The sequence below is a fragment of the Massilia sp. Leaf139 genome, assembly GCF_001424165.1.
Taxonomy (GTDB): domain Bacteria; phylum Pseudomonadota; class Gammaproteobacteria; order Burkholderiales; family Burkholderiaceae_D; genus Telluria.
Map to the genome: position 1 here is coordinate 1,224,532 of NZ_LMOJ01000001.1, position 12,289 is coordinate 1,236,820.

Here is a 12,289-nt window from a genome sequence, read left to right on the forward strand (position 1 = left end):
AAAAAACGGGCGCCGCGGCGCCCGTTGTGTTGTGCCCGCTGCGTTGCGAGGCCGCCGCCTTACGGCGTGTCCTTGTTCTCGTCTTCCGGCTCGGTCTGCACCGTGCTCGGCATCGATTCGGTCACGCTGCCCGGCAGATCCTCGGGCAACTGGCCGACGCGGCGCGTGTCGTCGCCCTGGATGTCGAGGGCGACTTCCTCGGCCACTTCGAAGCGGCCGTCCTCGGCGCCGTCGTCGCCCGGGAGCAGGTTTTCGGAGCGGTTAAGTTCGTCGGTGCCGGGTTGCGGTGCTTGCGGGCTCTGCGGCTGGCTACGCGGATCGGTGTTTGCCATGATGTTCTCCATATCAAAATGTTCACATGGCTTCATTATGTCGGAGCCCGCCTGACGCGGGCGCACGCGACACGCTTACTTCCTCTCGCGCGGCAGGTTCTTTTCCAGGATCGCCCACAGAATCAGGCCATACGCCAGCAGGCGGATCAGGTAGTGCAACGGCGAGTCCTCGGCGCCCGCGTCGTTCAGGGCCGAATACAGCCGGTGCAGGCCTTCGATGAAGAAGGAGGCCGCGAAATACAGGAAGAAGCGGTCGTTCGAATCGCGCCAGAAGCGCAGGAAGAAGAGGGCGATGACGATCGAACCCATGCAGATCGCGCCGGTGAACAAGTCGGTCATGCTCATTCCTTCTCGTAGATCAGGCCGTACAACAGCAGGGAAATGGCGACGAGCGCGCTGATCAGCCGCGCCGGCAGGAAGTCGATATTCGGGAACACGATCTTGTCGAGCAGCAGGAACAGGTTATTCAGGGTCATCACGGCAAAGCAGGAACCACTCCAGAACAGCAGCCGGTAGCGCGTGCGGCGATAACTCGCGAACAGCAGCCAGGCACAGGCGAGCGAGGTCAGGATGCACAGGGTGTAGATCGTTTCGGCCACTTACGAGTCCTTTCGCAGTTTGAAGGCATCGGCAAATTGCTGGGCCTTGCGGTCGAGAGAAGAATGGATGAGCAAGGTGACTTCCACCAGGTGCCGCGCGTACAGTTCGGCCAGTGCGTCGATGCGTTCGCGCAGCTGGCTTGATGTCGGCTGGTACTGGTAGCAGTCCTGGTGCGGTTCGGCGCAGGGCGCGACCATGCCCGCACGGCAGAGGTCGTCGAGCAGGGCCTGCGCGGTGCGCTCGCGCACGTAGAGGCGCTGCGCCAGGGTGTCGCCATGCCATTGCTGCGTCGGATTCGCGCGCAACAGGAGCAGTGCTTCGAGGAAGGGTACGGACGGTATGCTCGTAAGCACGAAGCGCCGCAAGTCCTCCGGGAACGGGACCTTATCCATTGACGGTGGTTGTTTCCGGGATGGAATGTTGTCGAAAGAGCCGTGATTCTAGACCATTCCGGATGACAATGCACCGTCCATTCGTATCGTGCGCCCGTATTGACGTGTGCTCCTGGACGTAAGGTAATGTGTGTCGGCTACAATGCGCTTTTGTCACACACTGTCGATTCATCCATGTTCCAGAAACTATTTGCCGGGCTCGCTTTGGGCGCGGCGCTGCTGGCCCCGGCGCTCGTACCGTCCCTGGCGCTCGCCTCGAATTGCCCCAGTCACTACCTCGATGCACGCGCGCCCGAGATCAAGAATCCGAAGCTGGCAACCGCCACGCGCGAACTTTGCTACGGCGTCTTTGGCGTCGTGCATTCGGGCGTCACGCGCACGCCCTTGTGGTCGGCCGAAAATCTGCGCGCCGACAACCTGGAGGCGGCCGAGGGCCTCAAGCGCGACAACGCCTTCCATGCCGAATCGCGCCTGCCGCGCGGGGAGCGCGCCGAACTCGCCGACTATGCGCGCAGCGGCCTCGACCGTGGCCACATGGCGCCCAACGGCAACATGCCCGACCCGCGCAGCCAGCGCGACAGTTTTACCCTGGCCAACATGGTGCCGCAGGATCACGAGCACAACCGCGCCATCTGGGCGCGGATCGAGGAAGCGGTGCGCAAGATGGCGAAAAAAGAAGGGCAGCTCTACGTGATCACGGGCCCGGCCTTCCTCGGCGCGAACCTGCGCAAGGTCGGCAACGTGCTGGTGCCGACGCACCTGTATAAAGTCGTCTACAGCCCGCGCCAGAAGCTGGCCGCCGCCTGGTTCACCGAGAACCGCGCCCAGGCCGAGATCCAGGTGATTCCGGTGGCTGAACTCGAACGCATCGTCGGCATCGAGCTTCTGCCCTCGCTCTCGCGCCAGCAGAAGGAACGCATGCTGAACCTGCCGAAGATCCGCCAGAAAAAGGCGCGCTTCACGCCGCGCTTCTCCTGACCTTTCCCCCTGAATCCCGGAGTCCTCCATGACCGCGAAAAAGAAGACCTTTGTGCCGTATGCGAACGAAGCCGACGTGCTCCAGGTCGACAACCTGACCATCGAAAACCGGCTCGACCGCATCACCCTCTCGGGCGACGTCGACCTCACCGCCGACAAGGCCGGCCTGGCCCATGCGCGGCGCCTGAAGGAAGTGCTGGATGCCGTTCTGGTGAAACTGGAAGCGCAGGAGCTGCCGGAGCGTCTGCCGCCGCCCGACGTGCAGCGTGTCGCGAATCCCTTTAACTAAGCAGTGATCACAAGGCCTCGTTCGGGGCCTTTTTCTTTCGCCTTCGGCATCACCTCGATGGCGGCCATGGCGCAATTCATTCAGGGTGCATGAGGCGCGCGCGGCCGCGCGAATCGCAGAGTCGGCACAAGCCGTCTGTGCGGCGTTTCGCCTTTATCTACGCGGTTTCTTTGTCGTTTATCTTTTTTTTGACCTCAACATTTACAGGAGTCAATGGTGCGCGGCGCCCCGGCAGTTTGGAGTACGCTGATTCTGTCTCGCGCTAGCAACCACACGGAGTCGAATCAATGGCAGTCAATCCCGAAGATCAAGTCATGCAGGATCCATTACGGATTCCCGTCATCGCGGAAGAACTCGCCGTCGGCACACGGATGGTGGACACGGGACGCGGCGTACGCATCCACAAGACCGTGGTCGAACAGCCGGTCACCATCGACGAGCGCCTCGCGCGCGACGAGGTGGAGATCCGGCACGTCCCCGTGGATCGTATCGTCGCGCTTGAGTCGGCGCCCGCCAACCGCTACGAGGGCGACACGCTGATCGTGCCCATCCTCGAAGAAGTGCTGGTCGTCGAGCGCCGCGTGCGCATCAAGGAAGAGCTTCACATCACCCGGATCCGTCGCGAGGAACACCATCAGGAGCAGGTCTCCCTGAAGGCCGAGCAGGTCAGTGTCGAACGCTTCGACGAATCCGGCACCCCGCCAATGAAGTAATCAACAGCATCTGGAGGATTCATCATGCAACATACTTTGATCGCAGTTTTCGATAATCACAATGACGCCATGAGCGCCAAGAACGAACTGCTGTCCTCGGGATTCTCGAGCAGCGACGTGCGCCTGTCGCATGGCGACGAAAGCCTGCCTGGCGGCACCATGTCGAGCACCGGCGGCAGCGCTCCGAGCTCCAGCACCAGCCTCTCGGGCGACAACGAGCCGGGCATCGGCGCCAGCATCAAGAACTTCTTCAGCGATATCTTCGGAGCCGACAACGACGAGCACTCGGCCAAGTATTCGTCCGCCGTCGAGCGCGGCAACCACGTGCTGACGGTGAACACCGACAGCGAGCCGGAAGTCGAGCGCGCGGCCGACATCGTCGAACGCTACGGCCCGATCGACATCGACGAGCAGTCGGAAAAATGGGCCTCCGGCGCTGCATCCGGCGCCATGATGGGCAGCGCCGGCAGCATGAGCGGCGGCCAGTCGATGTCGCTCCAGTCCGGCACCGACCGCCTGCCGCTGAACCAGCAGTCGCTCAACGACCCGAACCCGATGGGTACCACTTACCAGGAGCCGCTCGGTTCGCGCGACGAACTGTCGGTGGGCAGCTACGGCGCCGGTACCGGCAGCAGCCTGCAGCAGAACCAGCCCGGCTCGCTGACCGGCTCCTCGCTCGAAGGCTCGGCCGCATCGACCTCGAACCTGCAGGGCTCCTCGATGTCGGGTTCCTCGCTCACCGGCTCAATGCAGCGCGACACCGCCATGGCGCGCGACACCACCAGCGCCGCGATTCCCGTGGTGCAGGAGCAGCTGAAAGTCGGCAAGCGTGAAGTCCAGCGCGGCGGCGTGCGCGTGTACTCGCGCATCGTCGAAACCCCGGTCAACGAAAGCATCGGCCTGCGCGAAGAGCACGTGAACGTCGAGCGCCGTCCGGTCAACGAGCCGATCAGCGGCATGGACGCCACCGCCTTCAAGGAACAGTCGATCGAGATGCGCGAAACGGCCGAGGAAGCCGTGGTCGAGAAATCGGCGCGCGTGGTCGAGGAAGTCATGATCAACAAGGAAGTCACACAGCGCGAGCAGCAGATCAACGACACCGTGCGCCACACGGAAGTCGAAGTCGAGCAGCTCGGCGCCGGCTCGGCGCGCTCCGGCCTGATGAGCGACGACGACTACTACCGCAACCACTTCACCAGCACCTACGGCAGCAGCGGCGGCTCTTACGACGACTATGCACCGGCCTACAGCTACGGCTCGGAAATGGCGCGCAACCAGAAGTACAGCGGCCGCCAGTGGAACGACGTCGAAAACGACCTGAGCAGCGACTGGTCCACCCGCGCCGGCAACAAGGCCGGTTCGACCTGGGAAAAGATGAAGGATGCCGTCAAGTCGGGCTGGGATCGCATGACCACGGACGACGACGACAGCTACTACCGCAACCACTACAACGCGACCTACAGCAGCGCCGGCACCTCGAGCTACGACAGCTACAAGCCGGCCTACAGCTACGGCTCGCAAATGCGCCAGAGCGACCTGTACCGCAACCGTCCATGGGACGAAGTGGAACCGGATCTGCGCTCGAACTGGGAACGCCAGAACACCGGCTCGACCTGGGAAAACATGAAGGACGCCGTGCGTCACGGCTGGAACAAGATGACGAAGTAAGGTAGGAGATCGCGGGCTAGTGCCGCCTGAACCAGAAAGGGCGCCTTGCGGCGCCCTTTTTTTCTAGCGAAATGTAGGGTGCGCTCTCCGAGCCCACGCGGTTCAGCGTGCGCGTACCGATTCGCCACAAATAGCGGAGCGGCACCTGGAAGCTTAACCCCCGTGGACTCGGGAGTCCACCCTACGTACTGCAGGAACGCATCCTGCACGACCGGGATTCAGTCCCGCTTACTGGGCAAACGCCTGCACCGCCGGCGTAATCCGCACATTCTCCGCCTTGATCCCGAGTTTCATTGCCCCGATCCGCTTGTCCTCGTCGAGCACCGCCTGCGGCTTGGCCGCGTCATAGGTGATCGGCGAGAAGGTATCCGACACGAGCGCATTCTTCAGCCCCGCCGCGTCCTTGGTGATGAACACCACCGACAGGTTGCGCGCCGACAGGTGCTTCCGGATCGCGGCATTCACGTCGGCGACCGTGAGTTTAGCCAGGCCGTCGCGCATCAGCTGGGTGAACTCCGCCGTGCCGTGCCACTGCGAGTCGAGCGCGTAGCCGAGGCGCTGATCCTGGGTCGCAGTCATCACGAAGACGTTCTTCATCAGGTAGTCGCGCGTGGTCTCGAAGTCTTCCTTCGACAAGCCGCCCTCGACCATCTTGCCGACTTCATTCAGCGCCAGGCGCAGCGCGAAATGGGCGTTCTGCGGCGCGACCGGGCGGATCCAGACTTCGAACAGCTGCGCCTTGCGGCCCAGGTTCGGATTCGGGAAGAACTGGAACATCCCGCGCGGGAAGGCTTCGATATAGGCGTAGTCGCCGTAGTTCATGCCGCGCAGCTCGCGGATCTGCTGGTACAGGTGCGAACTCGAGGCGCGGTGCTCGCCGAGCCAGGTCTTGGCCAGCCACAGGGCCGGGAAGTCCGGATGCGATCGCGTCACCTCCAGGGACAGGCCGAAGGAAATCGCCGTGGCGCGCGTATTCTTCTCGATGATCTCCACTTCCAGGCCGTTCGGCTTGCGGCCCTGCGGCACGGTGGTGGCGGGCAGGCCAGCGCCAGACGGCAGGCGTGCCAGCGCGTCCTTCAGCGAGGCCGTCATCGCTTCGCCGACGTCGCCCGAGATGCCGACCCGCACGGCGCCTTGCGTATAGGCCTGGCGATAGAAGGCCTTGACGTCGTCGAGCGTGATCGATTCGATGCCCTTGACGGTGCCGAGCACCGGATGCGCGTAGGCCGTGCCGGCGAAGACGTTCGCCTGCAGGCGCTCCTTGCCGAACTCTTCCTCGTTGTTGTCTTTCAGGTCGAGCAGCAGGGCGTTCTTCTGCGCGTCTTTCAGGCGGCGGAAGTCCTCCTCGCGGAAGCCCGGCTCGAGCAGCATCGGCAGCGCGATGCCGAGGTACTCGTCCCAGTTGTCCTTGTGGATCGACCCGCTGAAGACCGTCATCTCCTTGTCGACCTGTTCGCTGAAGCTGCCGGCCAGCGGGAACAGGGCCTTGGTGACTTCGTCGATCTTGCGCGTGGCCGAACCGGCCGAGGCCACCATCGAAGCCGTCAGCGCCGCCAGGCCTTCCTTGCCTTTCGGGTCGTGTGCGGAACCTGCCGCGAACAATAGCTTGAAGCGGATCTGCGGCAGGGCCGACTTCTGCACCAGCACGTCGAACCTGGCCTCGCCCGCCTTGTTTGCTCCCCCTTGCGCCAGCGCCGCCAGTTTAGGCAGCGCCTCGACACCGGCCGGCAGCGCCTCGTGCGCGAGGGTGGTGACGACCATGCTGTCGTCGACCAGGTATTTGCGCGCGGCGGCCTGCAGGTCGGCCGGCGTCAGGCTGTCGACCAGGCGGTAGTAGCGGTTCAGGGTGCCGTAGGAACGATTGAAGTGAACATATGAGGCGAGCGTGGCCGCGATCTGCTCGGTGTTGTCGAGGGTACGCACCAGGCCGTACTTCTGGGCCGATTTCGCGTCATCGAGTTCCTTGCCGGTCACTTGCGTGTCGCGCAGGCGCGCCACCGTCCGCAGGATGGCGTCGCGCACATACAAGGCGTCGGCCGGCTTCTTCACGCGCGCACCGATGGTGGCAAGCGTGGGGTCGACCCGGTTCGGCGTGAAGTCGAACAGCTGGTCGACCTTCTGCTCGTCCTGCACCAGGCGTTTGTACAGGGGCGAGGTGCGGCCGAAGGAAAGCGAGAGCAGCATCGACAGCGCGGCGCCGTCCTTCTGGGTGTCGGAAAACGCCGGGGCGCGGAAGGCGACCGTCACCAGCGGAAGGGTCGGCGTCGGCCACGGCACGTGGCGGTACTGGGCGCCGCGCGGGGCCGGTTCGGCCGGCACCGGCGCGTTATAGCTCCCCTTTTTCCAGCCGCCCCAGTATTTCTCGACCATGGCGACGGCCTTGGTTGGGTCGACGTCGCCGGCGACGATGATGGTGGTCTTCTCGGGGCGGTACCAGCGGTCGAAGAAGACCTTCGAATATTCGTACTGGTTGGGCATGTCCTCGATGTCCTTCAGGAAGCCCATCGTCGTGTGCTTATAGGTGTGGGTGCTGAAGGCGGCGTCGCGCTGCACCTCGAACAGCTTCTGCATCGGGTTCGCGCTGTTCTTGTTGTATTCGCCGAGCACGGCGCGCGATTCGGTCTTGAAGGCTTCGATCGGATAATCGAGATGCTGGAAGCGGTCGGCCTCGACCTTCAGCACCGTTTCCAGGTCTTCCTTGGCGAAGGTGGTGTAGTAGTTGGTGAGGTCGTCGCTGGTATAGGCGTTCTGGCGTGCACCGGCACGGGTGATGACTTCCTGGTACTTTTCGGGAGGATAGGCTTTCGTCCCGCGGAACATCATGTGCTCGAAGAAGTGGGCGAAGCCGGACTTCCCCGGTTCGACTTCGTTGCGCGAGCCGGTCTGCACGGGAATCGTGACCGAGACCAGGTTCGGCAGGCCGGTCGGGACGACGATGATCTTCAGGCCATTGGCCAGCGTTTTCTCGGTCGCTTTGAACGGCAGGACGTCAGAAGCGCCTGCGGCTTTGGCGGAAGCGCCCGCGGCTTTGGCGGCCTTGGCAGGCGCGGCTGGGGCTGCTGATGCGGCGCCGGCTGCCAGCAGCATCGGCGCGGACAACGCCAGCGCCGTCGAAATGAGTTTGGACACACTGTCTCCTTGGGAAAAAATCTAGCCCGAAGCATAAGATATTCCCCAAGGATTGAATAGCAAGATCAGGTATGCATACCAGGCATGCGGCTTCAGCTGCCCTCGGCCAGCGGCAAGCTGATCCGGTTGCGGCCGAGGTGCTTGGCGCGGTAGAGGGCGGCGTCGGCGATCGCCACCAGTTCGCTGGCCTGGTTTTCCGGCCCGACCAGGGCGGTGGCGGCGCCGATCGACACCGTCACCTGGCGCAGCGGCGCCAGGCCGTTAGGTAGGCGCAGTTGCTCCACGCGGCGGCGGATGCGCTCGGCGACGATGGCAGCGCCCTTGAGCGACTGGTTCGGCAGGATGACGGCGAACTCCTCGCCGCCGTAGCGCGCCACCAGGTCGTTGGCGCGCATCTCGCTGGCGACCGCCGTGGCGATGCGTTTCAGGCATTCATCGCCGCCGAGGTGGCCGTTGGCATCGTTATAGGCTTTGAAGTTGTCGACGTCGACCATCAGGAGGGAGAGCGGCTGGCGCAGGCGCAGGGCGCGCTCCCATTCGGCGGTCAGGGTGTCGTCGAAGCAGCGCCGGTTGGCCAGGCCCGTCAGGCCGTCGCGGGTGGCCAGCTTCTCCAGCGCGAGCTGCGCCATCTTTTCCTCGGTCAGGTCGCGCAGGGTCTCGACCACCGCCTTCAGGCGGCCGTCCTCGTCGAAGATCGGGCTGGCGTCGGCCGCCAGGTAACGGCGCTTGCCGGCGCGCGGCATGTCGCACCAGGTTTCGACCGACAAGGGCGACGCCGCGGTACTTCCGGTCGCTGCAGGCTTGCCGTGGCGCGGATAGATATGGCGAATCTCTTCGAGCCGGTTCTGGATCACCAGGTCGGCCAGGGTCGGGCGCGGCTCGTCGTAAAAGCTGCGCCAGTGGTTGTCGGTGCCGACGATCTCGCTGGCGGGCACGCCCGTCAGGCGCTCGCAGGCGCGGTTCCAGATCAGCACTTGGGCCTTGCTGTCGAGTACGAAGGCCGGGATCGCCAGCATTTCCATCAATTGGTAGGCGAAGGCGAGGTCGGCGGCAGGGGCGATGCTGTCGGGGCGCCGGCCCTGGGGCGGGCTGGCGGCGGGCAGGCCGGCAGGGATGGCGACGGGGGAGAGCGTCGCCCCCGCGATGTTGTCATTCGCCGGGGTCGGCACGCGTTGCATCGCTGTACTGGTCATCAGTCGGCCTTTTCAACATTCCGTTGAGCAATCTATTGATTGCTGACAAGAACCGATTCTGCAACCGCAGGGATTCCCAGCTGTTGATATGGAGCAATAGGCTCCGGCTTGACTTTCAGGCCGCTGCGAGGCCGCGCACCCGCGGCAGGGTGAGGCTGAGGGCGCTGCCGCCGTCGCTTTTCGCCGTGATGCGCAGGGCGCCGCCGCAGGCTTCGACGCGTTCGCGCATGGCGGCCAGGCCGCAGCCGCAAGCGCCGCCCGGGCGCCGGCTGCCCCTACCGTTGTCGTCCACGCGCAACGTCAGGGCGCTGCCGCTGCGCTGCAGGCCGACCCGCACTTCCGTTGCGTTGGCCTGATAGGCCAGTCCGGCCAGCGCTTCCTGCAGGACACGGTAGAGCAGGGCGTCGCTCTCGCAGTCGGCCCGTTCCGGCTCGTCCGCGGGGCCGGCCGGCAATTCGAGCTGATGGGCGATGCCGTTAATGCGGGTGAACTCGTCGAGCTGGCGCGCCACCGCGCTGGCCAGGCCTTCGCCGAGCGCCAGCGGGCGCAGCTCGGCGACCACAGCGCGCAGGGCGCCCAGGGCCAGGTCGAGGGTGCCGATCATGCCGCCGGTCTTCGCATGCACGGTCGGCTGGACGCCGTTCGAAGCGGCCTGCATCAGGCAGAGTTCGACGCGCAGCGTGAGCAGCGCCTGGCCGAGGCGGTCGTCGATGTCGCGCGCCATGCGGCTGCGCTCGGCGTCGCGCACGCTTTCCTGCTGGTGCACGACTTTCGAGAGCACGGTCTGGGTATCGGCCAGGATCTCTTCGACGCCGCGCCGGGCCTGCTGCTCGCGCGCCAGCCGCAGGGCGAGCTCGCGGCCACGGTCGTCGGCGTCGATCGAGCGCTTGAGCAACATGCAGATCGCACCGCCCGCACCCAGCAGCCAGAGGATGGTCGGCAGCGTCGACAAGCCCGGCTGCAAGGGAGGCGAGGGGGGCAGGGCCGCACCGGCGGCGCAGGCGGCGCAGCCGAGCAGCAGGACGATGGCGGGCAGGTGGCCGGCTGTTTTCATGACGTTCCTTCCGACGGGTTATAAGAAATTTCCTGCGATTAAGTTACTGCGACGTTACTGCGGGTGGACACGAATTGTGTTGTTGGTAGTCAATACCTGTGCCGTATAGCAAGTACAACAGGCGTCGGTCGAAGCGCCGGCGGGGACTCGGCAAGCCCCGCAGGCCGGGGTATAATGGAAGGTTGACGAGAGGTTTATTGTGACTTACAGCATCAAAGAGATTTTCTATACTCTGCAGGGCGAGGGCGCCCACGCCGGGCGGCCGGCGGTGTTTTGCCGCTTCTCGGGCTGCAACCTGTGGACGGGACGCGAGCAGGATCGCGCGGCCAGCATCTGCACTTTCTGCGACACCGATTTCGTCGGCACCGACGGCGAGCGCGGCGGCAAGTTCCGCGACGCCGACAGTCTCGCCGGCGAGATCGACAGCCTGTGGCCGGCCAGCCATGCGCCCAGCAAGTACGTGGTCTTCACCGGCGGCGAGCCGCTGCTGCAGCTCGACGAGGCCCTTATCGCCGCCATGCACGCGCGCGGTTTCACGATCGCCATCGAAACCAACGGTACCCTGCCGGTGCCGCCGGGCGTGGACTGGATCTGCGTCAGCCCGAAGATGGGTTCGAAGCTGGTGGTCGAGAAGGGCAACGAGATCAAGGTCGTGATCCCGCAGGCGGGCCAGGATCTTGCTGCGTACGAGCAGCTCGACTTCGAGAATTTCTACGTGCAGCCGATGGATGGCATCCTGGCCGCCCAGAACACGCGCCTCGCGATCGAGACCTGCCGCAATAACCCCAAATGGAAGCTCAGCCTCCAGACCCACAAACTTTTACAGATTCCCTGACTGGACGCCCCGATGCTGACCATTACCCGCAAACTCGAATTCGATGCCGGACACCGGATTCCCGACCATAAAAGCCAGTGCCGCAACCTGCACGGCCACCGCTACACGCTCGAGATCACTCTCGTGGGCGAGGTGATCCAGGCCGAAGGCAATTCCGACAACGGCATGATCATGGACTTCTCCGACATCAAGGCGCTCGCCAAGGAGCATCTGGTGGACGTCTGGGATCACGCCTTCATCGTCTACGAGAAGGACGAGAAGGTGCGCGAATTCCTCGCCAGCCTGCCGGGCCACAAGACGGTCGTGATCGACCGCATCCCGACCGTGGAAAACCTGGCGCAGGTCGCCTTCGGCATCCTCAAGGCGGCCTATACCGACCGCTTCGGCACCGGCCTGCACCTGCACAAGCTGGTGCTGCACGAGACGCCGAACTGCTGGGCCGAGATCACGGATGCCTGACAGCCCGTCCACGCTCGTCGTCGCCGACGCCGCGGCAGCCGAGGCCGCTGTGGCCGACGCCCGCTTCATGCAGCTGGCGCTGGACCAGGCCCGGCAAGCCTATGCCGAGGGCGAAGTGCCGGTCGGCGCCGTCGTCGTCAAGGATGGCGAGGTCATCGCGGTCGGCTACAACCAGCCGATCGGGCGCCACGATCCGACCGCGCACGCGGAGGTAAATGCCCTGCGCGCCGCCGCCGACAAGCTCGGCAATTACCGCCTGCCCGGCTGCGAGCTCTACGTCACGCTCGAACCCTGCGCCATGTGCTCGGGCGCGATGATGCATGCCCGCCTGGCGCGCGTCGTGTATGCCGCGAGCGATCCGAAGACGGGCGTGTGCGGCTCGGTGCTCGACTTGTTCGCGCACGCCGTACTGAACCATCACACCAAAGTCGTCGGCGGCGTGCTGGCCGACGAGGCGAGCGCAATGCTCAAGGGCTTTTTTGCCGAACGGCGCGCCGCTGCGCGCCGAAACGTCGCGCCCTGACATCCCATTTCTCGTGCAGCGTGGCGCATGCGCCGCGGTGGGCGCGCACGCACAGCCACGGGCGCCGTGCGTGCTGTGAAAATGCTATGCTGGTTTCAACCTGCCCCGCAATCACGCCGTCGAT

14 protein-coding genes are annotated in these 12,289 nt (G+C 64.7%); 7 read left to right on the forward strand and 7 right to left on the reverse strand.

Annotation, left to right across the window (positions count from 1 at the left end; translation table 11 throughout):
* Window positions 1-59: 59 nt before the first annotated feature.
* From ASF77_RS05385 to ASF77_RS05400, 4 genes are all read right to left on the reverse strand, one after another.
* Window positions 60-332, reverse strand: a complete 273-nt coding sequence (locus ASF77_RS05385; protein WP_156648731.1) for a hypothetical protein — start codon at window positions 330-332, stop codon at window positions 60-62.
* Between the two features lie 75 nt (window positions 333-407).
* Window positions 408-671, reverse strand: a complete 264-nt coding sequence (locus ASF77_RS05390; protein ID WP_056336429.1) for a DUF5985 family protein — start codon at window positions 669-671, stop codon at window positions 408-410.
* A gap of 2 nt (window positions 672-673) precedes the next feature.
* A complete protein-coding gene (locus tag ASF77_RS05395; protein ID WP_056335503.1) occupies window positions 674-931 on the reverse strand; it encodes a DUF5985 family protein in 258 nt (85 codons plus the stop codon).
* A complete protein-coding gene (locus ASF77_RS05400) occupies window positions 932-1,324 on the reverse strand; it encodes a hypothetical protein (protein ID WP_056335506.1) in 393 nt (130 codons plus the stop codon).
* A gap of 174 nt (window positions 1,325-1,498) precedes the next feature.
* On the opposite strand from ASF77_RS05400, the gene ASF77_RS05405 reads away from it, so the two are divergent.
* The 4 genes from ASF77_RS05405 (at window position 1,499) to ASF77_RS25140 (ending at window position 4,972) form a co-directional block, all read left to right on the forward strand.
* Window positions 1,499-2,302, forward strand: a complete 804-nt coding sequence (locus ASF77_RS05405) for a DNA/RNA non-specific endonuclease (RefSeq protein WP_056335509.1) — start codon at window positions 1,499-1,501, stop codon at window positions 2,300-2,302.
* Between the two features lie 28 nt (window positions 2,303-2,330).
* A complete protein-coding gene (locus ASF77_RS05410; protein WP_056335512.1) occupies window positions 2,331-2,591 on the forward strand; it encodes a hypothetical protein in 261 nt (86 codons plus the stop codon).
* A 314-nt stretch (window positions 2,592-2,905) separates the two neighbouring features.
* Entirely contained in the window at window positions 2,906-3,304 is a 399-nt protein-coding gene (locus tag ASF77_RS05415; RefSeq protein ID WP_156648732.1) for a YsnF/AvaK domain-containing protein, read from the forward strand.
* A gap of 24 nt (window positions 3,305-3,328) precedes the next feature.
* Complete coding sequence (locus ASF77_RS25140; RefSeq protein WP_056335517.1) at window positions 3,329-4,972, forward strand: YsnF/AvaK domain-containing protein; 1,644 nt, start codon at window positions 3,329-3,331, stop codon at window positions 4,970-4,972.
* Window positions 4,973-5,200: 228 nt separating this feature from the next.
* On the opposite strand, the gene ASF77_RS05425 is transcribed toward ASF77_RS25140, so the two are convergent.
* The 3 genes from ASF77_RS05425 to ASF77_RS05435 form a co-directional block, all read right to left on the reverse strand.
* Complete coding sequence (locus tag ASF77_RS05425; protein ID WP_229445240.1) at window positions 5,201-8,101, reverse strand: pitrilysin family protein; 2,901 nt, start codon at window positions 8,099-8,101, stop codon at window positions 5,201-5,203.
* Between the two features lie 92 nt (window positions 8,102-8,193).
* Window positions 8,194-9,123 (reverse strand): diguanylate cyclase, encoded by a 930-nt coding sequence (locus ASF77_RS05430; RefSeq protein ID WP_056336436.1) that lies wholly within the window; start codon window positions 9,121-9,123, stop codon window positions 8,194-8,196.
* Window positions 9,124-9,409: 286 nt separating this feature from the next.
* A complete protein-coding gene (locus ASF77_RS05435) occupies window positions 9,410-10,348 on the reverse strand; it encodes a sensor histidine kinase (protein ID WP_056335520.1) in 939 nt (312 codons plus the stop codon).
* A gap of 199 nt (window positions 10,349-10,547) precedes the next feature.
* Here ASF77_RS05435 and queE point away from each other — a divergent pair, with 199 nt between their 5' ends.
* Genes queE through tadA form a run of 3 tightly spaced genes read left to right on the forward strand, consistent with a single transcriptional unit; the run spans window position 10,548 to window position 12,165 of the window.
* Window positions 10,548-11,183, forward strand: a complete 636-nt coding sequence (gene queE, locus ASF77_RS05440) for a 7-carboxy-7-deazaguanine synthase (protein WP_056335522.1) — start codon at window positions 10,548-10,550, stop codon at window positions 11,181-11,183.
* 12 nt (window positions 11,184-11,195) lie between these two features.
* The gene (gene queD / locus ASF77_RS05445) at window positions 11,196-11,642 is read left to right on the forward strand and encodes a 6-carboxytetrahydropterin synthase QueD (RefSeq protein WP_056335523.1); all 447 of its coding nucleotides are present in this window, start codon (window positions 11,196-11,198) and stop codon (window positions 11,640-11,642) included.
* Window positions 11,635-12,165, forward strand: a complete 531-nt coding sequence (gene tadA / locus ASF77_RS05450; RefSeq protein ID WP_082493570.1) for a tRNA adenosine(34) deaminase TadA — start codon at window positions 11,635-11,637, stop codon at window positions 12,163-12,165. The genes queD and tadA overlap by 8 nt, the downstream gene beginning before the upstream one ends.
* Window positions 12,166-12,289 lie beyond the last annotated feature (124 nt).

Coding starts and splice junctions, on each gene's coding strand:
- ASF77_RS25140 (WP_056335517.1), top strand. CDS start 3,329: ATGCAACATACTTTGATCGCAGTTTTCGATAATCACAATGACGCCATG.
- ASF77_RS05405 (WP_056335509.1), top strand. CDS start 1,499: ATGTTCCAGAAACTATTTGCCGGGCTCGCTTTGGGCGCGGCGCTGCTG.
- ASF77_RS05430 (WP_056336436.1), bottom strand. CDS start 9,123: ATGGAAATGCTGGCGATCCCGGCCTTCGTACTCGACAGCAAGGCCCAA.
- queD (WP_056335523.1), top strand. CDS start 11,196: ATGCTGACCATTACCCGCAAACTCGAATTCGATGCCGGACACCGGATT.
- ASF77_RS05390 (WP_056336429.1), bottom strand. CDS start 671: ATGACCGACTTGTTCACCGGCGCGATCTGCATGGGTTCGATCGTCATC.
- ASF77_RS05435 (WP_056335520.1), bottom strand. CDS start 10,348: ATGAAAACAGCCGGCCACCTGCCCGCCATCGTCCTGCTGCTCGGCTGC.
- ASF77_RS05400 (WP_056335506.1), bottom strand. CDS start 1,324: ATGGATAAGGTCCCGTTCCCGGAGGACTTGCGGCGCTTCGTGCTTACG.
- ASF77_RS05415 (WP_156648732.1), top strand. CDS start 2,906: ATGCAGGATCCATTACGGATTCCCGTCATCGCGGAAGAACTCGCCGTC.
- tadA (WP_082493570.1), top strand. CDS start 11,635: ATGCCTGACAGCCCGTCCACGCTCGTCGTCGCCGACGCCGCGGCAGCC.
- ASF77_RS05410 (WP_056335512.1), top strand. CDS start 2,331: ATGACCGCGAAAAAGAAGACCTTTGTGCCGTATGCGAACGAAGCCGAC.
- ASF77_RS05385 (WP_156648731.1), bottom strand. CDS start 332: ATGGCAAACACCGATCCGCGTAGCCAGCCGCAGAGCCCGCAAGCACCG.